Annotated in this window: 21 protein-coding genes; 6 read left to right on the forward strand and 15 right to left on the reverse strand. The window is 69.9% G+C overall.

Going from position 1 to position 20,257, the window contains the following annotated elements:
- Positions 1–40 precede the first annotated feature (40 nt).
- A complete protein-coding gene (locus ACOGXI_RS13390; protein WP_419939332.1) occupies positions 41–712 on the forward strand; it encodes a M50 family metallopeptidase in 672 nt (223 codons plus the stop codon).
- A 37-nt stretch (positions 713–749) separates the two neighbouring features.
- On the opposite strand, the gene ACOGXI_RS13395 is transcribed toward ACOGXI_RS13390, so the two are convergent.
- The gene (locus ACOGXI_RS13395; protein WP_419939333.1) at positions 750–2,168 is read right to left on the reverse strand and encodes a M28 family metallopeptidase; all 1,419 of its coding nucleotides are present in this window, start codon (positions 2,166–2,168) and stop codon (positions 750–752) included.
- Between the two features lie 222 nt (positions 2,169–2,390).
- Here ACOGXI_RS13395 and ACOGXI_RS13400 point away from each other — a divergent pair, with 222 nt between their 5' ends.
- A complete protein-coding gene (locus tag ACOGXI_RS13400; RefSeq protein ID WP_419939334.1) occupies positions 2,391–4,121 on the forward strand; it encodes a proline--tRNA ligase in 1,731 nt (576 codons plus the stop codon).
- 56 nt (positions 4,122–4,177) lie between these two features.
- On the opposite strand, the gene ACOGXI_RS13405 is transcribed toward ACOGXI_RS13400, so the two are convergent.
- The 12 genes from ACOGXI_RS13405 to pruA form a co-directional block, all read right to left on the reverse strand.
- Positions 4,178–6,340 (reverse strand): TonB-dependent receptor, encoded by a 2,163-nt coding sequence (locus ACOGXI_RS13405; RefSeq protein ID WP_419939335.1) that lies wholly within the window; start codon positions 6,338–6,340, stop codon positions 4,178–4,180.
- Complete coding sequence (locus tag ACOGXI_RS13410; protein WP_419939336.1) at positions 6,327–8,762, reverse strand: glutamine--tRNA ligase/YqeY domain fusion protein; 2,436 nt, start codon at positions 8,760–8,762, stop codon at positions 6,327–6,329. Before ACOGXI_RS13410 ends, ACOGXI_RS13405 begins: the two co-directional genes overlap by 14 nt.
- Before the next feature lie 147 nt (positions 8,763–8,909).
- A complete protein-coding gene (locus ACOGXI_RS13415; protein WP_419939337.1) occupies positions 8,910–9,125 on the reverse strand; it encodes a hypothetical protein in 216 nt (71 codons plus the stop codon).
- 162 nt (positions 9,126–9,287) lie between these two features.
- Positions 9,288–10,046, reverse strand: coding sequence for a class I SAM-dependent methyltransferase (locus ACOGXI_RS13420; RefSeq protein WP_419939338.1), 759 nt, complete (start codon positions 10,044–10,046; stop codon positions 9,288–9,290).
- A gap of 16 nt (positions 10,047–10,062) precedes the next feature.
- Positions 10,063–10,362: a DUF167 domain-containing protein gene (locus ACOGXI_RS13425; RefSeq protein WP_419939339.1), complete on the reverse strand. Its 300-nt coding sequence runs from the start codon at positions 10,360–10,362 to the stop codon at positions 10,063–10,065.
- Positions 10,353–10,490 (reverse strand): hypothetical protein, encoded by a 138-nt coding sequence (locus ACOGXI_RS13430; RefSeq protein WP_419940206.1) that lies wholly within the window; start codon positions 10,488–10,490, stop codon positions 10,353–10,355. Before ACOGXI_RS13430 ends, ACOGXI_RS13425 begins: the two co-directional genes overlap by 10 nt.
- A 75-nt stretch (positions 10,491–10,565) precedes the next feature.
- Positions 10,566–11,405 (reverse strand): Phenylacetic acid catabolic protein, encoded by an 840-nt coding sequence (locus ACOGXI_RS13435; protein WP_419939340.1) that lies wholly within the window; start codon positions 11,403–11,405, stop codon positions 10,566–10,568.
- On the reverse strand, positions 11,402–11,650 hold the full coding sequence (locus ACOGXI_RS13440) for a hypothetical protein (protein WP_419939341.1): 249 nt from the start codon (positions 11,648–11,650) through the stop codon (positions 11,402–11,404). Before ACOGXI_RS13440 ends, ACOGXI_RS13435 begins: the two co-directional genes overlap by 4 nt.
- Positions 11,647–12,042 (reverse strand): metal-sulfur cluster assembly factor, encoded by a 396-nt coding sequence (locus tag ACOGXI_RS13445; protein ID WP_419939342.1) that lies wholly within the window; start codon positions 12,040–12,042, stop codon positions 11,647–11,649. The genes ACOGXI_RS13440 and ACOGXI_RS13445 overlap by 4 nt, the downstream gene beginning before the upstream one ends.
- An 86-nt stretch (positions 12,043–12,128) precedes the next feature.
- Entirely contained in the window at positions 12,129–13,067 is a 939-nt protein-coding gene (locus ACOGXI_RS13450; RefSeq protein ID WP_419939343.1) for a Phenylacetic acid catabolic protein, read from the reverse strand.
- A 57-nt stretch (positions 13,068–13,124) separates the two neighbouring features.
- Positions 13,125–14,111, reverse strand: coding sequence for an META domain-containing protein (locus tag ACOGXI_RS13455; RefSeq protein WP_419939344.1), 987 nt, complete (start codon positions 14,109–14,111; stop codon positions 13,125–13,127).
- Positions 14,108–15,754, reverse strand: coding sequence for an L-glutamate gamma-semialdehyde dehydrogenase (gene pruA / locus ACOGXI_RS13460; protein ID WP_419939345.1), 1,647 nt, complete (start codon positions 15,752–15,754; stop codon positions 14,108–14,110). Before pruA ends, ACOGXI_RS13455 begins: the two co-directional genes overlap by 4 nt.
- Before the next feature lie 276 nt (positions 15,755–16,030).
- Between pruA and ACOGXI_RS13465 the strand changes: the two genes are divergently transcribed.
- Positions 16,031–17,464, forward strand: coding sequence for an OmpA family protein (locus tag ACOGXI_RS13465; protein WP_419939346.1), 1,434 nt, complete (start codon positions 16,031–16,033; stop codon positions 17,462–17,464).
- A 48-nt stretch (positions 17,465–17,512) separates the two neighbouring features.
- Here the strand turns inward: ACOGXI_RS13465 and ACOGXI_RS13470 are convergent, their stop codons facing one another.
- Positions 17,513–17,731, reverse strand: a complete 219-nt coding sequence (locus ACOGXI_RS13470; protein WP_419939347.1) for a hypothetical protein — start codon at positions 17,729–17,731, stop codon at positions 17,513–17,515.
- Positions 17,732–17,744: 13 nt separating this feature from the next.
- Complete coding sequence (locus ACOGXI_RS13475; RefSeq protein ID WP_419939348.1) at positions 17,745–18,548, reverse strand: SDR family oxidoreductase; 804 nt, start codon at positions 18,546–18,548, stop codon at positions 17,745–17,747.
- 592 nt (positions 18,549–19,140) lie between these two features.
- On the opposite strand from ACOGXI_RS13475, the gene ACOGXI_RS13480 reads away from it, so the two are divergent.
- The 3 genes from ACOGXI_RS13480 to ACOGXI_RS13490 all read left to right on the forward strand — a co-directional run bounded on the left by ACOGXI_RS13480 (position 19,141) and on the right by ACOGXI_RS13490 (position 20,222).
- Positions 19,141–19,329 (forward strand): hypothetical protein, encoded by a 189-nt coding sequence (locus tag ACOGXI_RS13480; RefSeq protein WP_419939349.1) that lies wholly within the window; start codon positions 19,141–19,143, stop codon positions 19,327–19,329.
- Positions 19,330–19,493: 164 nt separating this feature from the next.
- Positions 19,494–19,865, forward strand: a complete 372-nt coding sequence (locus tag ACOGXI_RS13485; RefSeq protein WP_419939350.1) for a hypothetical protein — start codon at positions 19,494–19,496, stop codon at positions 19,863–19,865.
- A 45-nt stretch (positions 19,866–19,910) separates the two neighbouring features.
- Entirely contained in the window at positions 19,911–20,222 is a 312-nt protein-coding gene (locus ACOGXI_RS13490) for a hypothetical protein (RefSeq protein ID WP_419939351.1), read from the forward strand.
- Positions 20,223–20,257: the final 35 nt, after the last annotated feature.

Genomic DNA, 20,257 nt, shown 5'->3' on the forward strand with positions numbered 1-20,257 from the left:
ACCCGACACCGGCGCCCGGCGCATCCCGTATGAGGAACGCATGAACGATCGATCCAAACGAAGAGTCCGTTTCCTGGCCGCGTTCGTCGGCCTCTTCGCGGCCGTGTGGTTGCTCTGGGACACGCCCTTCGTGTATCCGGTGAAGCTCTTCGTCGTCCTGCTGCACGAGATCAGCCACGGGCTGGCCACGCTGGCGACGGGGGGCCGGATCCTCGCCATCGAGGTGACGCCGCGCGAGGGAGGACTGTGCCGGTGTCCCGGCGGGAACGCGTTCCTGAGCCTGTCCGCGGGATACCTCGGGAGTCTGCTGTGGGGCGGGCTGATGATCTGGGGCGCGGAACGCTTCCCGACGCTGAGTTCGTGGTTCTCCGCGGCCCTCGCCGTGATCGTGGGGGGCATGACGCTGCTCTTCGCGCAGCAGTCCTTCGCCGTCGCGTTCGGGCTCGCCTTCTCCGCGGCGCTGCTCGCGGTGGCCTGGCGGGCGAGCGCCGGAGTGAACCGCGTCCTGCTCACGGCGCTCGGCCTCACGAGTTGCCTCTACGCGGTGCTGGACATCAAGAGCGACATCCTCGACCGGCCGGAGTTGCGGTCGGATGCCCGGATGCTGGCCGAACTCACCGGCGTGCCCACGCTCCTGTGGGGCGGGCTGTGGATCGCCGTCGCGCTGCTGTTCTGCTTCGTCCTGTTCCGCTGGGCCTGGCGGCGGGCGTAGCGGTGCGCTGCGCCTGGCGGCTCCCGGCCACGGCCCGCTATCTGCCCGGGTCGCGCCGAAGCCACTCCAGCGGCTCGTAGGCGCCGATGGGCCACGGGAAGACGACGGGACTCTCGTAGCCGTCCTCGGACACGCTGGCCACGCCGAAGAGGTAGTTGTCGATGACGATGTTCTCGAGCGTGTGCTCCGTCACGTCGCCCGCGAAGACGCTCCATTGCCACTGCGGCGCGTCGGTGAGCCGCCAGTAGACGCGGTATCCCGCGAGGTTAGGGGCGTGCTCGGCGGGGACGGGGTCCCACCTCAGCGTCGTGGACGGCCGGACGGCGCCCTCGACCGCGACGTTCCGCGGCGGCGCGGGAGCCCACGCCATGGCGGCGAGCGAGATCGCGTTGACCGCCGTCAGCTTCGCGGCGAAATCGAACTCGACCTCGTCGATGACGTCGCCGTACTCGACCCCGTCTTCCACGCGGATGTCCTGGTGCTGGCGCCGGTAGTCCTCGTTCGCCTCCATGATCCGGACGGCGGGGAAGCCGGCGTCGTTGAACGGCCGGTGGTGCCCGCCGCGCCCGAACCGGTCCAGCCGGTACACCATCATCATGTCGAGATTCGGGACGTAGCCGTCGGCGAGGCGGTCGATGAGGCGGGCCAGGTTCCGCGACGGGGAGTCCACCTCGCCCCCGGTGACGCGCCGCCGCGCGGCGACCTGCTCGGTCTCGTCCGCCCGCGTGCCCTCGGCGAAGACGCGCGCGACCGTGTTGTCCGAGACGCCGTTCTGGCCTTCGATGTTGCCGATCATGTCGTTGTTCAGCACCGCTTCGATGCGCCAGCCCTCGTCGAGCGCGACCCGGGCCATGTGCCGCCCGCCGAACAGCCCCTGCTCTTCGCCGGAGAGTCCCGCGTAGATGATGGATCCGTTGAACTCGTACTGCGTGAGGACCCGCGCGGCCTCCAGGACGCCAGCCATCCCGGAGGCGTTGTCGTTCGCGCCGGGGGCGTCGGAGATGCCGTCCAGCGCGTCCGACGCGCGCGAGTCGATGTCGCCCGACATCACGACGTAGCGGCCCGGGTCCGTCGTCCCCCGCTGGATCGCGAGCACGTTGACGACGGCCGTCGTGTCGGGGATGCGCGTCGTGCCTCCGACGAAGGAGGTCTGGTAGGAGACCTCGAGGCACCCGCCGCACGCGGCGGAGATCTCATCGAACTGCGTCTTGATCCAACGCCGCGCGGCCCCGATGCCGCGGGTGTCGGACAGCGTATCGGACAGCGTGTGACGCGTGCCGAAGCCCGCGAGCCGCCGGATGTCCGCCTCCACGCGCGCGGCCGAGACGGAGGCCACGATGTCGTGGAGCGCCGTGAGTTCCGCCTTCGGCTCCCGGGGTTCCTGGCCGCGCAACGAGCGTGCCGAGACGGGCGCCGCCAGTGCGGTGGCGAGGACGATGATCGTGAGAGGCTTCACGGGTTGCTCCGGAGATGAGGTCGTATCGCTGTCGGGCCGATATCTTATCGAGATGCTCGCCCGCGGACAGCGGGCCGGTTAGCGTCGCGTGTCTCTCGGCGCCGTCCGGCGGCAATTCCTCACCACCCAACCACCCTGACTGGTCGACCCGTGAATCGAACCGAACGTACAGGACAGCGTACAGGACAGCGTACAGGACAGCGTGTCTCGAATCTCTTCGGCATGACCCTGCGCCAGGCGCCGGGGGAAACCGAGATCGAGTCGCACAGCCTCCTCGTGAGGGCCGGCTACGTCCGCCAGCTCGCGGCGGGCATCTTCTCCTATCTGCCTCTCGCCTGGCGGTCGCTGAGGAAGATCGAGCAGATCCTGCGCGAGGAGATGGACCGGATCGACGGGCAGGAGCTGTCGATGCCCGTCGTGCATCCGGCGGAGCTGTGGCAGGCGACCGGCCGCTGGTACGACATCGATGCGACGATGGCCCGGTTCGTCGACCGGCGCGACCGCGATCTGCTCCTGGCGATGACGCACGAGGAGGTGGTGGCCTTCCACGCGGCGTCCGAGATCCAGTCCTACCGGCAGCTCCCGGCCATGGTCTATCACATGCAGACCAAGTTCCGGGACGAACTCCGCTCCCGCGGCGGACTCATCCGCGTGCGCGAGTTCATCATGAAGGACTCCTACTCGCTGGACCGGGATCCGGAGGGGCTCGCGGTGCAGTACGACCGGCACTACGAGGCGTACGAGCGCATCGGGCGCCGCTGCGCCCTGCCGCTCACGGCCGTGCGGAGCGATACGGGCATGATGGGCGGCAAGATCGCCCACGAGTTCATGTACGTGACCCCGATCGGCGAAGACAGCCTCGCGCTCTGCGACGCCTGCGGCTACGCGGCGAACCGGGAGGTCGCCGAGTTCACGCTCGAGCCCCGCGAGGAGGAAATGTCGCCGCTGGAGCGGGTCCACACGCCCGGAACGGCCACGATCGAGGACGTGACGGGGCTGCTCGGGATTTCGGCGCGGGAGACCGGGAAGATGGTCTTCTACACGGGCAGCTTCGCGGGGGAGGCGGGGGCTCGCGAAGAGAAGCTGATCGCGGCGATCGTGCGCGGCGACCTCGAGGCGAACCCGATCCAGGTCCAGAACCTCGCGGGAGCGCTCGAGCTTCGCCCGGCGCACGAGGAGGAGATCGCGGCGGCCGGGATGGTGCCGGGGTTCGCCTCGCCGGTGGGCGTGGAGCCCGGCGCCGCGATCTTCGTCGTCGACCGCTGGGTGTCGGAGTCCGCGAACCTGGTGCTCGGAGCGAACGAGGCGGACTACCACCTCCGCAACGTCTGCTGCGGACGCGACTACGAGCCCACCGTCGTCGGGCCCGTCGCCCTTGCCTTCGAGGGCGCCGCGTGCGGACGCTGCGGCGAAGGGTTGCGCATGGCCCGCGGCGTGGAGGTGGGGAACATTTTTCAGCTCGGCACCCGCTACTCGGAGGGGCTGGAGGCGATGTACACGGATGAGGAGGGGGTCGAGCGCCCGATCTGGATGGGCTCGTACGGGATCGGGACGGGGCGCCTGCTGGCCTGCGTGGCCGAGGAGCACCGGGATGACTACGGCCTCAAGCTGCCGATCTCCGTCGCCCCGTATCACGTCTCGCTCGTCGTGCTCGCCCGGGAGGAGGAGACGTGGGCGACCGCGGACCGGGTGTTCGAGGAGTTGTGCGCCGCCGGGATCGAAGTGATCTACGACGACCGGCGGGAACTCCGCGCCGGCGTGAAGTTCAACGACGCCGACCTGCGCGGCCTCCCGCTGCGCCTCGTCATCGGCGAGCGCTCGCTGGCGGCGGGCGGCGCGGAACTCAGCCACCGGGGCGTCCGGGAGAGCCGGATCATCCCGCTGGACGACCTCGTGGTCGAACTCCGGCAGGAAATCGACGCGCTCCTGTCACAGCTCGCGCTCGACGACTGACGCGCGCGGGTGGCCCGGTCGCCCGGTTGCTCAGGCGGCGCGGCGCACCGGGGCGATCAGCCTCCGAGCCGCACCCGCAGGCCGCCGACGAGCGTGCGGGGCGCCCCCACGCGAATGAACCCGTTCGCGTCGTGGGACATCTCGGCGACCGCATCGAAGAGGTTCTGCACGCTCGCGAACGCGCTCAGCCGGCTCGTCAGTTGCCGCCGAAGCCGGACATCCAGGAGGAACGAGGCCGCGATCTCCCCCGTGTTGAGGTCGTTGTCGAACCGGGCGCCCAGATAGCGGGCGGTCGCGACCACCTCCAGCGTGGACGGGTCGATGTGCCCGACCCGCAGCATGGCGCGGTGCGTCGGGCTCCCCTGCACCTCGTTACCGATCAGGTCCGGGCGGCCCGGCGCGTCGGTGACCTCGGTCGGGTTGTACTGGTGGTTCACCGCCAGCAGCCAGGCCCCCGCCGGCCGCACCTCGACCTCGGTCTCGAGCCCGATGCTTCGCAGCGTTCCCACATTGTCGCGACGACGGCACACGCCCCCGGCCGCCACGAAGCCGCACGGCTGAATCACGCCGGAGGTCTCGGCCTCCTGGATGGTGACGTCGGTGATCGCGTCGCTCACGCGGGCCCAGAAGCCCGTGAGCCGGATGAGGACGCCGGGGTCGGGCCGCAGATCGAGCCCCACCTCCGCGCCCAGGACCCGCTCCGGATCCAGCGCCTCGTTCGATTCGTTGGCGACATTCCCGGCCGCGCGGAACGGCTTGTAGAGTTCGTTCAGCGTCGGGACGCGGAGGCCGCTGTAGAAGCTCCCGCGGAGCGTCGCCCGGTCGGACGCGGCGAGCAGGACGCCGAGGTTGTGGCTCAGTCTGCTGCCGCTCCGGTCGTCGAACGCGTTGTCCGTCAGCACGTTCCCGTCGTCGATCTCGAAGACGCGGCGCATGCCCGAGGCGTTGCGCCACAGGTCGAGGCGCAGGCCGCCGTACACCTGCCACCGGTCGTTCACGAGAATCCGGTCCTGGGCGAAGAAGCCGTACAGCGTCTGATCGCCGCCGGTCTCCCGCTGTCGCGCGAACGCGCCGCCGCTGAACAGGTATTGCTCCGAGGCCTCCCCCGTCGCGCTGAGGATGTCGGTCCCGAGCGTGAGGTTATGGCTGCCGAGTCCGGGCTTCTGCCACACGAGATTCGCGCCGATCCCGGACGAGGGGACGTCCTGGCTGATCGAAGGCTCTTCGCTGTTTCGGCCCGCGGCGACCCCCGAGAACGAGTTCACGTAGGACTGCGACTGCAGGTAGGCGTTGACGGCGAGCGTGGAACCGTCGTCGCCGTTGAAAGTCATTCCGACCTGGCCGAACCCGGCCTCCGTCGTGTTGTTGCGGAGGGGGGTCGCGTTGTCCTTGTCCTGGTCGAAGTAGTTGCCCTGGGCATGGATGCGCATCCCGTCGCCGACCTGGAACTCGACCTTCGCGCGCAGCGCCCCGTGACTCGACGCGGAGGGGATGTCCACCGCGCCGCGCAGACTCGGCTCGGTCAGGACGTAGCCATCGCTGTCGAAGAACTCGCCCGCCACGTAGCCGCCGGCGCGGTCGTCGCCGAAGGAGGCCATCGCATCGCCGCGGAAGGTGGACTGGCTCCCTCCCTGGATGCCCGCGGAGAACCCGCCGGCACCACCCGAGCGCGTGATCACGTGGACGACGCCCGCGAGGCTCTGGCTCCCCCAACTCACGGTCGCGCCGCCGCGCACGATCTCGATGCGTTCGATGACTTCGACCGGAACCTGGCTCCAGCGCACCCAGCCGAAGTAGGGGTCGTTCAGGGGGACGCCGTCGACGAGCACGAGCGTGCGGCTGGCGGCGGTGCCTCCCAGTCCGCGCAGCGTGACGGCCTGCCATGAGGGATGCGCGACGCCCGCCTGGAAGGGGAAGCGGAAGTTGAGGCCGGGCACCTCCTGAAGGACGTCCTGGAGCGTCTGCGCGGCGGAGAGGCGCAGTTCCTCGCGCGTCACGGTCGTCACGTTGACGGGGACCTCTCCCACGGAGGTCGGGGCGCGGAGCGCCGAGACGATCAACTCGCCCAGCGGAATCACGCTGTCCGCGGGTACCGGATCCTGCGCTTCGAGCCCCGCCGCCGGCCACAGCCCGCACGGAGCCAGCCCGCACAGAGCCAGCACGAGAAACCCGCAGCGAGTACGTCCGGGCGATCGAAGCCCCGCTTCACGTCGCGTCATTGAGACTCTCCTCGAGGAGTTCCCTCACGATGGCCGGGTCCGCGCGTCCGTGCGTCGCGCGCATGACCTGGCCGACGAAAAAACCGGCGAGACCGGTGTGCCCGGCGGCGTAGCGCGCCACCTCGGCCGGGTGAGCGGCCACGACACCGTCCACGACCTCGCGAATCTGATCCGCGTCGCCGATCCGGCCCAGCCCCTCGCACCGAACGATCTCGCGGGGGCTTCCGCCGTCTTCCACGAGTCGCGCGAGCAGCGACTTCGCCACCGCCCGCGAGATCGAGCGCTCGCGAACGAGTTCGACAAGTTCGGCCAGCGCCTCCGGCTCGAGGGCGCCGGCGTCGCCTTCGCTGCCCCCGGCGCCGCGGACCTCGTGCACGAGCCAGGTCGCGATGGCGGCCGCATCCGTTCCCCCGCGGATCGCCCGCTCATAATAGCGCACCGATTCGGCGGAACCACTGAGCAGGTCGGCGAGTTCATCCGGCAGACCCAGCGCATCCCGAAAGCGGTCGAAGGCCACCTGGAGCGCCGGGTCGGCGCGCCTCGCCACGTCGCGGGCTTCCCGCGCCGAGTCGACCCCGGGAACGGCCGGCCCGGTCGAGGTGTCTTCCGCCGGGGTCCGCGCCTCGGGGGGGGCGGCGTCGCGGGTGTCGCCCGACTTCGCGCGCCGGCTCCAGGCGTCCCGGAGCGTCACCGTCCGGTTGAAGACGAGCGGTCCGGCGGCTCTCGTGGCTGCGGCTCTCGTGGCCCGGTCCCGGACGAAGTAGCCGAGGCGCTCGAACTGACAGGCCGTCTCGGGTGGATCGTCGGCGAGGCTCGGCTCGCCGCGCGCATGGGTCAGCACCTGCAGCGAATCCGGGTTGAGGGCCTCCCGGAGGCCCTCGGCGCCTCCGGCCGGGTCGGAGACGCGGAACAGGCGATCGTAGAGGCGGACCTCCATCGGCACCGACTCCGTGGCGGACACCCAGTGGATGGTCCCCGCCGGCCGACGCCCGTCGGGCGCCGCTCCGCTTCGCGTCGCCGGGTCGTACGTACAGTGCAGGCGCACGATCCGGCCGGCGTCGTCCTTCTCCACCCGCCGGCACGTGACGAAATAGCCGTGCCGCAGGCGCACCTCGCGCCCGGGGGCGAGCCGGCGGAAGCCCGGAGCCGGCTCCTCCGCGAAGTCATCCCGCTCGATGTACAGGACCCGGGTGAACGGGACCTTCCGCGTTTCCGGCCACCCTTCGGGCGGGGCATCGGCGCCGCGCGGAAAGTAGGGGGCCTCGATCCAGTCCACCTCGCCCTCCGGGCAGTTCTCGATGACGACCTCGAGGGGACGCAGCACGGCGAGCACGCGCGGCGCCCGCCGGTTCAGCGCCTCGCGCACCGCCCATTCGAGCGTGGCGATCTCCACCCGGTTGTCGGCTTTGCCGATCCCGACCTGTCGGCAGAAGGCGCGAATCGCGTCCGGGGGGATGCCGCGGCGCCGGAAGCCGGCCAGCGTGGGCATGCGCGGGTCGTCCCAGCCCGAGACGTGTCCCTCCTCGACGAGGAGGAGGAGTTTCCGCTTGCTGACGATCGTGTAGTCCAGGTTGCGGCGCGCGAACTCGTACTGGCGGGGCCGCGGATCCCAGGAGCCGAGCGCCTCGCCGCCGCCGCCCTCCGCTCCCGGGATGCGGTCGATGCGGGCGGACGCGGGACGGGTGTGCTCGATGAACCAGTCGTAGAGCGCGCGGTTGTCCTGAAACTCGAGCGTGCAGAAGGAGTGCGTGATGCCCTCGATGGCGTCGGACTGGCCGTGCGCCCAGTCGTAGAAGGGGTAGATCGGCCACTCGTCGCCCGTGCGGTAGTGGTGCGCGTGCCGGATTCGATACATGAGCGGGTCGCGCAGCTTCATGTTCGACGAGGCGAGGTCGATCCGCGCGCGGAGGACGTGCGCCCCATCGTCGAACTCGCCGGCGCGCATGCGCCGGAAGAGATCCAGGTTCTCCTCCGTCGAGCGATCCCGATACGGGCTGGGCCGGCTGGGTTCGCGCACCGACCCGCGGTGCGCGCGGATCTCCTCCTCGGACAGGCTGTCGACGTAGGCGAAGCCATCCTCGATCATCCGCAGCGCCATCCGGTACAGCGCCCCGAAGTAGTCCGACGCGTAGCGGATCCCGCCGTCCCACCCGAACCCGAGCCAGCGGATGTCCCGCGCGATCGCCTCGACGTAGGACGGGTCCTCCGTCGTCGGGTTCGTGTCGTCCATGCGCAGCGTCGTGCGGCCGCCGTACTCCCGCGCCACCTCGAAGTTGAGGCAGATGGCGGAGGCGTGGCCCACATGGAGGAAGCCGTTGGGTTCGGGCGGAAAGCGCGTGAGCACGCGCCCTCCGTGCCGTCCGCTCTCGACATCCTCGGCGACGATCTGACGGATGAAATCCGGACGCTCTCGTTGCGGCATGGGGGGGAAACTATGCGCTTGACGGGGGATTCCGAACAGGCGCGCGACCGGATGCCGCGTCCCATGGATCGTCCGTCGACAAAAAAAGGGCCGGGTCCCCTTACGGACCCGGCCCAACCGGCGGCGTCGCGAGCGATGCGGCTTCGCTCAGGACCTCGCGTGGGTGTCGAAATCCACAGCCACGGGGGCCGCCGCAACGGGCGTCTCCGGACAGGTTACGGTTTCGGGGGCGTCCGGGGCTTCCGGCGTCCCGGCCGCCTGCGCGCCCTGCACGGACCCACTGTGCGTGCCCAGGATCAGCCCCACCGCCATCACCAGCCAGGCCAGCGAGCCTGTGGTCGCCCACTTCGAGAATCTGTCCATGTGATCCATCCCTCCTCGGCCTCCTCGGAAATCGGCGGTTGCGACCTGTACTCTCGTGATACGGCAAAAAAGAGAGAAAGTTTCCATCGGTTCCTGAACTTTCGACTCCGGAATCGACGAAATGGTTGGCAGGCGGCCTGTCCCGGTCGACGTCGCGGAGGGTCACGAAGGCCTCGTGAGGCGGGCGAGCCAGGCCCCGTTTCCATCCTCGAACGCCACCTCCAGCCGCCAGCCCGCCCGCGTGGCGTGACGCGCGAGCGTTTCGGGATCGACGTACAATTCGCGAAAGGGCCGGCCCACGCGGCCCGCGTGGGAGAGTTCGATCCAGGCCTGGCCGGGATACCCGCCGGCAGGGGGCCAGCCCGCCGTCGCCGAGGGTCTGCGAGCGACGGCTTCCGCGCCATCGATCAGGACCTGCCCGCCCGGCGACAGGAACCGGGGGGCGTGCGCGAGGAAGCGGTCGAGGCCCGCGAGGGTGCCCACCGGCCCCAGCCCGTTCATGAGCATCAGGACCGTGTCGAAGCCCGGTCGCCACCAGTGGCGGAAGTCGGCGTGCACGACCGACGCGGCCCCGCGCGCCCGCAGCAGACGAGCGACGGCGGCGGAGCCTTCCACCGCGACGACGGGGCGTCCCCGCGCCTCGAGCGCGAGGGTGTGCGGTCCCGCGCCGGCCCCGAGATCGAGCACGCGGCCGCGGCACAACTCGACGGCATAGCGCTCGAAGTCCATCCATTGATCCGGGGTCCGAAAGAAGAACCCGACCGGCAGCGATGCGTCTTCCCCGAGACTGCTGCGCAGCCGAAGTCCGGGATCCGATGCCCCCGCCGCGTACGCGGCCAGCGCGCTCGCAAAGGGGGCGAGCGGTGGGGTTCGCCCGCGATAGAGGCCGGGCTCCCGCGCGGGAGCGGGCCGGGGCGTCACGGATGGGGCCGAAGCGTCACGGGTCGGGTAGCAGCGCCTGCGCCGCGGTGGGTTCATCCAGGTCCCGGACCCATATCGACTTGACGCGTCCCGTATGGCCGGAACGAATCTCGATGTCCGAGCGGGGGAGGCGGAGTCGCCGCGCGAGGAACTTGAGCAGCGCGCGGTTTGCGGCACCGTCCACGGGCGGTGCCGCCACGCGAATGCGGAGGGCCTCCCCATGAACGCCCGCGATGTCAGTGCGACTCGCGCGCGGCTGGGTCCGGATTCGCAGAATGCCGCCCCCGGGGGCCGCGGAATACCAGTTCAGCGCCACCTCAGGGCCTCGAACACCGTTCGGCACGCGTTGCAGTAATATTGGGCGGTCGACGCTTGTCCCCCGAAGGTGGCGAACGGGTCGGAATCGTCCGAGCCGCAGAAGGGGCAGGGGATCGAAACCGGCATGGCGGACGATTCGACGGGATCGTCGAGCGTCGACCGCCCCGCCGGCCGGTCGGGTTTCGCGTCGCCGGACACGGTTCAGTCCAGGAGGAGCGTGCGGTTGCGGTCGCCGCGCACTCGCGCGAGAGAATCTTCATCGGGCCCGCCCCCCGCCGTGCGCCGCCGCCGTGCGCGGTAGCCCTCCCAGGCCGGTTCGCGGGCGCTGACCCAGCCGGCGTCGGACGCGCCGGCATCGGCCGCCCGGGCGAGTCCCGTCTCCGCGGCGAGCGGCCCCACCCGCTCGAGCCAGCGCGCCCGCGCCCCGCGCGCATCCCCCCTCACGATCCCGTGGTGGGCGAGCGTCGACACGAGCGGGTCATCCCCGGCCCCGAACCAGCACAGACACGCGTTCCAGGCCGCTCCGAAGGCTTCGGTCAGCGCCGTGCGTCCGCCCTCGGCGCTCAGCAGGCGGGAGGTCCACCCCTGTCCGTGGTCGAAATGGAAGCGCTCTTCCTCGAGCAGTTTGCGCACCTTGTAGTGGATCGGTTCGTAGCGGCTCTCCACGAGCATTTCGAACTGGACCGAGAGCGCCGTGTCCCACAGGAAGTTAAGGGCGAGAAACTCCTCCCACGATGCGACGTCCCGGTCGAGCAGTTCCGAACTGTGGTACTCGTCGGCCCCGCGTTCGTGCTCGAGCGCGGACGGATCGTGGCCGAAGTCGCGCAGCAGCGCATAGAGGATGCGGGCGTGCCCCCACTCATCCTGCGCCATGGCGGAGCAGGCGATGCCGGCCTCGACCGAGGGCGCCCCGAGAATCCAGTCCGAGTAGCGGAGGCCGAGCAGTCGCTTGTTGTCGGCGAGGGCGAGAAGGAGGTTGCCGAGGTGTCCCGACACCTCCTCCGGCAGGTCCTCCGCGGACCGGAAGCCGCTCTCCGTCATCGTGAATCCGCCGGGGCACGCCCGGCCGAACCGCCGAGCGTGAACGGGGCCTGCGGCCGATTCACCGCCGCGAACGCATCGCGCGGCGCGACCGTCATCTCGAACCACTTCGCCTCGTCGTACGTCTGCCACGCGTAGACGCGCGCCAACTGCTCGTTGGGGGCGGACACCGCGCCCACGTGCTCGAAGCGGTCCGCCCTCTTCTTGCGCGCGAACACCTCGTAGACGCGTCCGTCACCGCTCACGTCACGACTCCGACGGAGCGCAGAAGCGCCCGGCCGCGCGAGGAGATGGCGGCGGTCGTCCACGGAGGATCCCACCCCGTCACGATCTCGACCTCCCGGACGCCGTCCAGTTCCAGCAGGCGTTGCCGCACGTCCCACTCGATGAAGTCCATGCAGGGGCAGGCCGTGGCCGTGAAGGTGAGATGGACGGTGAGGGTCCCGGCTGCCTCGTCTCCCTCGACCCCGCGGACGAGTCCGAGGTCGACGATCGAAATCGGAAACTCGGGGTCCGCGACTTCGTAGAGCGCCCGGCGCGCCCGTTCCGCGAGATCCTCGGCCGGTTGGGCGAACGCGGGAGGGGGCGGCAGTTCCCGACCGCCCTGCGTCTCCCGGAGGACGGCGCCGAAGTTCATGCCCGCTTCGTACCGCGGGACGTAGCGCGGGAGGGACCGCGGCAGGCGCCGAGGCCGCGCCGCGCCGTGAGCCGTGCCGCCGCCGTTCATGCCGCGAGCAGCCGCTCGACCGCGAATCGACTTCTCCGCAGCGAATCGACGTACTGCTCGTTCATCGGGCCGCGCGCCTTCCAGCGCTCGAACACCTGCTTCCAGGTGATCGTCTCGTTGAAGAGCCAGCGCCGCGCCTTCGGGTCGTACTGGCAGGGAAGCTCGTAGGTCAGCTCCACTTCGTCCGTATCGGGGTCGCAGCGCGCCGGAAGGTCGTAACCCAGCTCCTCGCACAGCGGCACGACCGCCCTGAGCCAGGTCTGGCGGAGCTGGTCGTTCGTCATCCCCTTGAGGCGGAAGTCGAGTTGCGCGTTGTGGTGCTTCCGGTCGTCCGGCATGCCGAACCACTCCACGCCCATCGGAAACATCCAGTCGAGCGTCCGCTGAACCGCTTCCTTCGCGGCGCCCCCCGCCTCGGCGAAGCGGCGGATCCAGACCTCCCCGTGCCGCAGGTGGAAGTTCTCCTCCATGCTCACCTTCACGAGGCCGCGCTTGAGGGGCCCGTAGCTCGTGTTGCGGTGTACGTCGCCCAGCAGCGTGATCCCGGCCCGGTCGTAGAGCGCGTTCGCCGAGACGAGTGCGGCCCAGTCCACGAGCGGCTGGTCGAAGCCGTAGGGGTGCTTGAAATGAGCGGGTTCCCGCTCGTAGAGCAGCCAGTGGCGGTCCACGCCGAGATCCTCGAGCAGGCGGTACGCGATGTTCGCGTGCCCGAGTTCGTCCTGAATGATCGCCGTGGCGGAGACCATCGTGTTCGTGGACGGAGCGTCGCGCGCGGCCATGAAGTAGGCCGGCGCGCTGATCAGTTCCGTGTCGCCCTGGACCGTGAGCTGCGTGATCAGCGCCCGCTTGTAGGTTTCCGTCATGTCCTCTTCGGACTCGACGATGAACCCTTCCTGTACCTTCCGCTGCAGTTCCTCGTCTGTGAAACGTCCCATACCGTGGCGCCTCTCCCGCCCGCACCGGATCCTCCGCCCGGCGGGCGAACGTTGAATCTACATTGAACTCGCGTCGGGCGTGTCCGGGGTCGCGCCGGCCGTGTGCGAAGCCAGCCGCCGTCCGGCCCGGAAACGAATCGCGCCCCCTCGGAGCGCGAGCGTCATCCGGTCGCCGTCGACCTGGAACGCTCTCACGGAACGAAGCGCTTCGAGCAAGCGCTGCTCGAAGTCCGCCTGCCGTTCCCGGCACTGCCCGCGCATGGCCGCGACGCCGTAGAACCGCAGGGCCTCCGCCTCGTGCACCCGGAAGCTCCCGAACATCCGATTGCAGCCCGCGAATCCCGCCAACTGCCCGGTGACGTCCCCGGCGTCGCGCAGGTCCGCCTGGAATCTGAGCGTCACCGGTTCACGCGGCGCGCGGAGGTTCGCGCTCCAGTCCCCGCTGTCGAACGATTCAAGCTCCCATTCGTGCGTGTACAGCGCAGGCGTGGCGGCTTGCGCGTCCTCCCCGTCGTCCCCGTCCTCCCCGTCGACGACGTCGATGAGCGTGATGGAAGCGAGTCCCCGATCCGTCAGCGCGAAGTAGGGGGTCCGGTCGACCGAGGGGCGGACCGTGACGGGGTCGCCCGGCCTGCGCACCCGGACGCTCATCCGGATCACGCCGTCGAGAATCTCCGCCCGGAGGACGTCGATCCGGTCTCCGATGAGGCGCGCGGACACGTCCCGCAGCTGATCGCCGTCCCTCAGAACGGCATGCAGGGTCAGGAACCGCTCCCGCCCGTGATCCGCCGCGAGCACCGCGACGGCGTCGACGTCCGAATCGAAATCGAGATCGCCGTCGGCCGTGAGGAGAAGTTCGTGTCGCACGTTGTCCTCACTGACCCCCGTTCCCGCCGTGAGCGTGACCTCGCCACCGTCCAGCGTGAGGAACGTCGCGTCCTCCAACACCTCCCGGCTCGGGGTTACGGGCTCTTCGCCGCATCCGATGGCCGCGAACGCGCCGACGAGCAGCCCCGCGCGCAGCAGATTCCGTCCGCTCCTCACTCTTCCTCCATGTAGGGATACCGGTAGTCGACCGGCGGGTCGAAGGTCTCCTTGATCGTCCGGGGGGAGACCCAGCGCACGAGGTTCAGAACGGATCCGGCCTTGTCGTTCGTGCCGCTCGCGCGACCGCCGCCGAAGGGCTGCTGGCCGACCACCGCGCCGGACGGCTTGTCGTTGATGTAGTAGTTCCCCGCCGCATTCCGAAGCGCCGCGCCCGCGCTTCGAACGGCCGCCGGGTCGCGCGCGAACACGGCGCCCGTGAGCGCGTACGGAGACGTCTCGTCGACCAGGGCGAGCGTGGATTCCCAGTCCGAGGCGCGGTACGGGTGCAGGGTGACGACCGGCCCGAAGATCTCCTCGCACATCAGCTTGTGCCCGGGATCGTCCGCCTGGACCAGCGTGGGTTCGATGAAATAGCCCCGGCTGTCGTCGCAGCAGCCGCCGGCGAGGATGCGCGCATCGCCGGATTCGCGAGCGTAGTCGATGTACGACTTGATGCGGTCGAACGCCGGCCGGTCGATCACCGCGCCGAGGAAGTTCCGGAAGTCCGCCGGGTCGCCCATGCGAAGTTCTCCGGTCATCGCGACCGCCCGGTCCCGCACATCCTCCCACATCGTATCGGGCACGTACACGCGCGATGTCGCCGAGCACTTCTGTCCCTGGTACTCGAAGCCGCCCTGCACGATCGCGACCGCGAGCGCCTGCGGGTCCGCGCTCTCGTGGGCGAGGATGAAGTCCTTCCCTCCCGTCTCGCCGACGAGTCTCGGATAGGCCCGATAGTTCTCCACGTTCTGCGCGACGGACTTCCAGAGATGCTGGAACGTGCCGGTCGAACCGGTGAAGTGGATGCCGCCGAGTTCCGGGCTCGACAGCAGGACATCGCTGATCTCCGAAGCCACGCCGGGGATGAAGTTGATCACGCCCGGCGGGAGCCCCGCGGCTTCGAGGAGCTTCATCACGTAGTAGGACCCGAGCACGCCGGTGGTCGAGGGCTTCCAGATCGCGACGTTTCCCATGAGCGCGGGAGACGTGGTCAGGTTGGCTCCGATGGCCGTGAAGTTGAACGGGCTGATGGCGTAGACGAACCCCTCGAGCGGGCGGTGGTCCATGCGGTTCCGCACGCCCGGCCCGGAGATGGGCTGCTCCGCGTGCACGCGCCCCGCGAAGAAGGAGTTGAAGCGCCAGAAATCGACGACCTCGCACGCGGCGTCGATTTCGGCCTGGATCGCCGTCTTGCTCTGCCCGAGCATGGTCGCCGCGTTGAGCTTCATCCTCCACGGGCCGGCGAGCAGTTCCGCGGCGCGGAGGAGAATCGCGGCCCGGTCCTCCCAGGCCCAGTTCGACCACTCCGCCCAGGCCGCGCGCGAGGCGTCGATGGCGGCCCGGGCCTCGGCGGTCCCGGCGATGTGGCAGCGAGCCAGCACATGGCCGTGGTCGTGCGGCATCGTGACGTCGAACGTCTTCGATGTCCGCACCTCGCGGCCGCCGATGATCAGCGGGATCTCGACGACCTCGCCCCGCTGGCGGAGCAACTCTTCCTTGAGAGCGGCCCGTTCCGGAGTGCCCGGGGCGTAGTCGTAGACAGGTTCGTTGGCGGGAGCCGGAATTGCGCCCTGCTGAACCTCGCCGGCAAGTGGTTTCATGAAGGGATCCCCCTGGGTGAATTCGTTCGCGAAGGGAGCGCAATCTGGCGCTCCGCGAGTGAGATTGAAAGGTGCCCGGCGCGCGACCGCGGGCCCGTCCGCGGCCATCGGTATTCCCTCGGGGAGACATCCGCCGTCCGCCTGTGTATCGTGCTGTGTATCGTGCAGTGGACGCGCGCCGGATTCGTTTGGTTGCCGACGAGGAAGAGCACGGAAAACATGGCGTTTGTCAGGCACAGATTCCCGGCCGGGTCGCGCCCGCGGCGGGAGGCCCTATTGGCCCTGCTGGCCGTACTCGTCGCGTCCTGCTTCCTGTGTCCGGGTCCGGCCGCTGCCCAGGAAGGCGCGGGTTCGCTGCAAACGCTCGCGGCTCGCCTCGGCCAGGCGCGCGAGAACGCGATCCACCTCCTCGCGCCGTCTTCGTTCGGCGAAGCCGCGGACCGGCTGGAGGACGCGTCGCGTCGTCTGAGGGATGGCCGACAGGACGACCGGTTCGAGGAACTGCTGGGCGAGGCCGGACGCTGGCTCGAAGCGGCGGAGCGGATCGCGGCCGCGGGCCGGCCGCACTTCGCGGCGGCGCTCGCCGCCCGGGACCAGGCCCGCGCCTCCGAAGCCGGGACGCGGGCGGTCGAAGGGTGGGCGCGAGCCGAACGCGAACTGGAAACGGCGGGCCGTCGTCTGGAACGCGAAGATCTCGAGGACGTGGCGGTGCGAGCGGACCGCGCGGCGGTGCTCTACCGGCGGGCGACCCGCGCGGCGCGGCGCGACGAGTTTCTGGGAGCGGCGATGCAGGCGCGAGCCGCTGCGATGAACGCGGGCGCGAGCGAGTTGGCCCCGAATGCGTTCTCGGTGGGCGAGGCGCACATCGCGAGCGCGGAAACGGAGATCGAGAACCTCGCTCCCGTGGAGGGGCCGGCGCGGGCCGGGGAAGCCGCGTTCGCCGCCTTCTCCCGCGCCCACCGCATGGCCGCCCTGTTCGACAGCGTGCGCCGGCGCGAAGTGACGGTCGAACGGCTGCTCGACGGGCATGAAGCGGACCTGGCTCGCCTCGCCGAAGCCGCGGGCGTCGAAGCCCTCCGGAGCGACGCCGGTGAAACGACCGCGCGCATCGAGGGGGAAATCGCCCGCCTCGTGGCGGAGAACACGCGGCTGGGCGCCGAGGTGGCGAGCGAACGAGCGAGGACCGCGGAACTCGACCGCCGGGTGGCCTCGCTGGAAGACCGCGTGGCCGAGTTCGAGAGGCGCTTCACGGGAGCCCGCGACGAACTCCTCGCGATACGCGAGCGGGAGGCGCGGCTGCGCGAAGTCCAGGGCCTGTTCACCCCTGCGGAAGGGGAAGTCCTGCTCGTCGGAGACCGGCTCGTCCTCCGCCTGTTCGGCCTCACCTTCGAGCCCGCGCGGGCCGAGATCGACGAGGCGCTGTATCCCCTGCTCACCAAGGTCCAGCGCGTCATCACGACCTTTCCGGGGGCTACCGTGCGGATCGAGGGGCACACCGACGCGCAGGGCGGGACGCGCGGGAATCAGGCGCTGAGTCAGCGGCGGGCCATCGCCGTGCGCGAGCACCTGCTCGCCCGGGTGCCCATTCCGTCCTCGCGGGTCGAGGCGGCCGGCCTGGGCGAGGAACGCCCGATCGCGAGCAACGAGACGGAGGAAGGACGCGCGCGGAACCGCCGGATCGAAATCGTCCTCGACCTGGCCGGGAACTGAACCTGGCCGGAACTGAACCTGGCCGGGACTGACGCGAGCCCCGGCGCCTCAGTCCCGGGGGCGCTCCGCCTGAACCGCGGCGATCACGCCCCACACCGCGGCTCCCACCGCGAGGCCCGTCCCGATCCAGCGGCCCACCTCCGCCCAGCGTCCGCGCCGTCCCGTGCGCCAGGGCCGGGTGATCTCGCTCCGCCAGTACTCCACCTCGTCGGAGACGATCTCCCGGGCCAGGTCCGCCGCCGGTCCGGCCAGTCGCCGGGGGTCCACGTCCTCGGTCCCCTCAGTCCCCGGGCGGCCTGGAGCCGACGAAGTCCTCGCCTCCGTCGACGCGGATCGTGTTCCCCGTCATCCACCCCGTTTCCGGCGCGGCGAGCGCGACCATGCAGCGCGCCACCTCTTCCGGGGTCCCCAGTCGTCCGTGGGGGTTCTGGGCGGCGGCCTCGGCGATCATGTGTTCCGCGCCGGGAATCTTGCGAAGCGCGGGCGTGTCCGTGACGCCGGCCCGGATCGAGTTGACGGTGATGCCCTTCACCGCGAGTTCGAGCGCGAGTTGGCGGCAATGCGATTCGAGCGCGGCCTTGGCCGCGGAGACGGCTCCGTAGGAAGGGATCACGCGGTCCCCGCCGGACGAGGTCATGGCGAAGATCCGGCCGCCTTCGCCCATCAGGTCGCGCTCGAGCAGCCCCTGGGTCCAGTAGACCAGCGTATGGGCCATCACGTCCAGCGTCATGTTCATCTGCTCGGGACTCATTCCGGCGTCGTCGCCGGGCACGAAGGGGAGGAGCGTTCCGAAGGCCAGGGAGTGCATCAGCACGCGCACGGAGCCCGGCCCCGCGCTTTCCGCGATTTCGTCCAGCACTCTGTCGCGCTTCTTCGCGGAAGCCGCGTTCCCGTTGAAGAACGTCGCGCGCCGTCCGCGCGATTCGATCAGATCCCGAATCTCTCCGACGTGCGCGAGTCCCGCCCGCCGGTCCAGGTGTACGCCGTAGATGTCGTAACCGGCCTCGGCGAACGCCAGCGCGGCCGCTTCGCCGAAGCCGCTCGAGGCGCCGAGAATCAACGCGCCGGGCGCGGAATCCGTCACTCGTGTCCCTCCGTTATCGTCCGTTCGCCGTCCGTTTGCCGTCCGTTTGCCGTCCGCTTGCCGTCCGTCCCAGGGCCATCCCGCCGCCTCCGCCGCCCCGCGGGAGTTGGAGCGCACAGCATAGCCGTCCGTTCCCCGGGTCGCACGGTCGAGCGCCTCTCCGGACCGCCAACGGCGAAGCACCCGGCAACCCGGCCGCCCATCGGCGGCAATCGATATTTTTTGAAAAAAATAAGCCGCTCGCCCGTCCTTGGGAGCAGCCGTCACAGCCCGTTCATCGCCGCATGTAGCGGGCACGAACGCCGCTCGCGCGCGCCACGGACGCGACGCGGATTAGCGGCACAATCCACACATGATCGGGAGTTTTGGACGATCATTCAACAGTCACGTAACGCGCTATGATACAGCCCGTTACGATCCCCTTGCGCAATCCTCCCATCCCTACGCCAAAGGGTCGTCCGCTTGCAGGAGCCGGAACGTCGATCCTATCCTCAGAGCGCGACGGGAAATGCACGGCCCCCGACTGCCGCGGACCCCCGGGGTCCGTTCCGATACAGAGAGCGAAACCCTCGAATTTCTTGCGAGAGCATCCTTGAACATGATGGCATCATCCGACTGTAGCCTCGTCAACGTCGTCGTGGATCTCCCGAAGGAGCTTGCTGCGGATGTGGAGGCCGTACGCCAGCGGGATCCGGAGTTCCTCGAACGAGCCATACAGTACGTCCTGGCCCGCCGCATCATCTTCGAAGAACTCAAGACGCCCGCCTCGAGACACCGCTGAGAGAGGCGGCCGGCGTGCCCGCGGGGGCGCGGATCCGGTCGCCGAGCGCCGTCCCCGCCACAGCCGGAGGCGTTGACGCCCGTCCCGCCCGGAGCTAAATCGCGCGGGGTGCAGGTGAGCGGGGAGGTGAGGGGTTGGCCAGCGATTGCGAGCCGAGTATAGCCGTGTCTTCCGATACGGAGCGTCCAGCGCCCGGTCGGGATGCCGAGAGGGGATCGGAGTCCGACGAAGGCGTCCTGCGGGCCAAATACGCCGACTACTGCTCGGCTCAACTCACCGAAGTATTCCTCTCCCTGTCTGAAGAACGCATCTACGAGATCGTGGAAGAGGAAGCCCGGGCGCAGGCTTTCGGCCAGGAGCGCCTGGCGTTTCAGACGATGGTCCGACTTGCGACCAAGCGACTGCGGGAGAGCGTGCCGCTACCCGATTTCGAGACGTGGCGCCGCGACTACGAAGCTGCCCCTGAAGAGTACGACGAGTACCTGATGGGCCTGTGGCGGCAGCGTTCGGAGGAGGAGGCCCCGGACACCGATTGAATCCCGATTGAATCCCGATTGAATCCCGGTGGAATCGGAGGGGGGATGGCTGGAGATCAGTACGACGCAACCGACGGCGCCGAAGAAGGACGCCCCCAACTGCGGATGTGGGACGAAGCGGGCCAGGAGGCCCCGATCGGCAACCTTGACGACGGGGAACGCCGGTGGAAGATCCTCGTCATCGCCGAACCCGTCGCCGACGACCTCGTGCGGGGTTGGCTCTCCTTTCGCTTCGACGATGAGAAGCACGACACGGCTCCGGTGATCCTGGAGGAATCGGTGGCGCACGTCATCGAGCGGGCCGTCGCACTCCCGGAGCCCACGCTGCGACAGCTCTTCCGTTCGGCTCGGCGGTGACCCCGGCGGGTTCGCCCGCTGACGCCGGCGCAGGT

Source organism: Candidatus Palauibacter sp., from assembly GCF_965208055.1.
Taxonomy (GTDB): Bacteria; Gemmatimonadota; Gemmatimonadetes; order Palauibacterales; family Palauibacteraceae; genus Palauibacter.

Coding starts and splice junctions, on each gene's coding strand:
- pruA (WP_419939345.1), bottom strand. CDS start 15,754: ATGAAACCACTTGCCGGCGAGGTTCAGCAGGGCGCAATTCCGGCTCCC.
- ACOGXI_RS13415 (WP_419939337.1), bottom strand. CDS start 9,125: ATGGACAGATTCTCGAAGTGGGCGACCACAGGCTCGCTGGCCTGGCTG.
- ACOGXI_RS13400 (WP_419939334.1), top strand. CDS start 2,391: ATGACCCTGCGCCAGGCGCCGGGGGAAACCGAGATCGAGTCGCACAGC.
- ACOGXI_RS13405 (WP_419939335.1), bottom strand. CDS start 6,340: ATGACGCGACGTGAAGCGGGGCTTCGATCGCCCGGACGTACTCGCTGC.
- ACOGXI_RS13445 (WP_419939342.1), bottom strand. CDS start 12,042: ATGAACTTCGGCGCCGTCCTCCGGGAGACGCAGGGCGGTCGGGAACTG.
- ACOGXI_RS13435 (WP_419939340.1), bottom strand. CDS start 11,405: ATGACGGAGAGCGGCTTCCGGTCCGCGGAGGACCTGCCGGAGGAGGTG.
- ACOGXI_RS13450 (WP_419939343.1), bottom strand. CDS start 13,067: ATGGGACGTTTCACAGACGAGGAACTGCAGCGGAAGGTACAGGAAGGG.
- ACOGXI_RS13390 (WP_419939332.1), top strand. CDS start 41: ATGAACGATCGATCCAAACGAAGAGTCCGTTTCCTGGCCGCGTTCGTC.
- ACOGXI_RS13430 (WP_419940206.1), bottom strand. CDS start 10,490: ATGCCGGTTTCGATCCCCTGCCCCTTCTGCGGCTCGGACGATTCCGAC.
- ACOGXI_RS13410 (WP_419939336.1), bottom strand. CDS start 8,762: ATGCCGCAACGAGAGCGTCCGGATTTCATCCGTCAGATCGTCGCCGAG.
- ACOGXI_RS13490 (WP_419939351.1), top strand. CDS start 19,911: ATGGCTGGAGATCAGTACGACGCAACCGACGGCGCCGAAGAAGGACGC.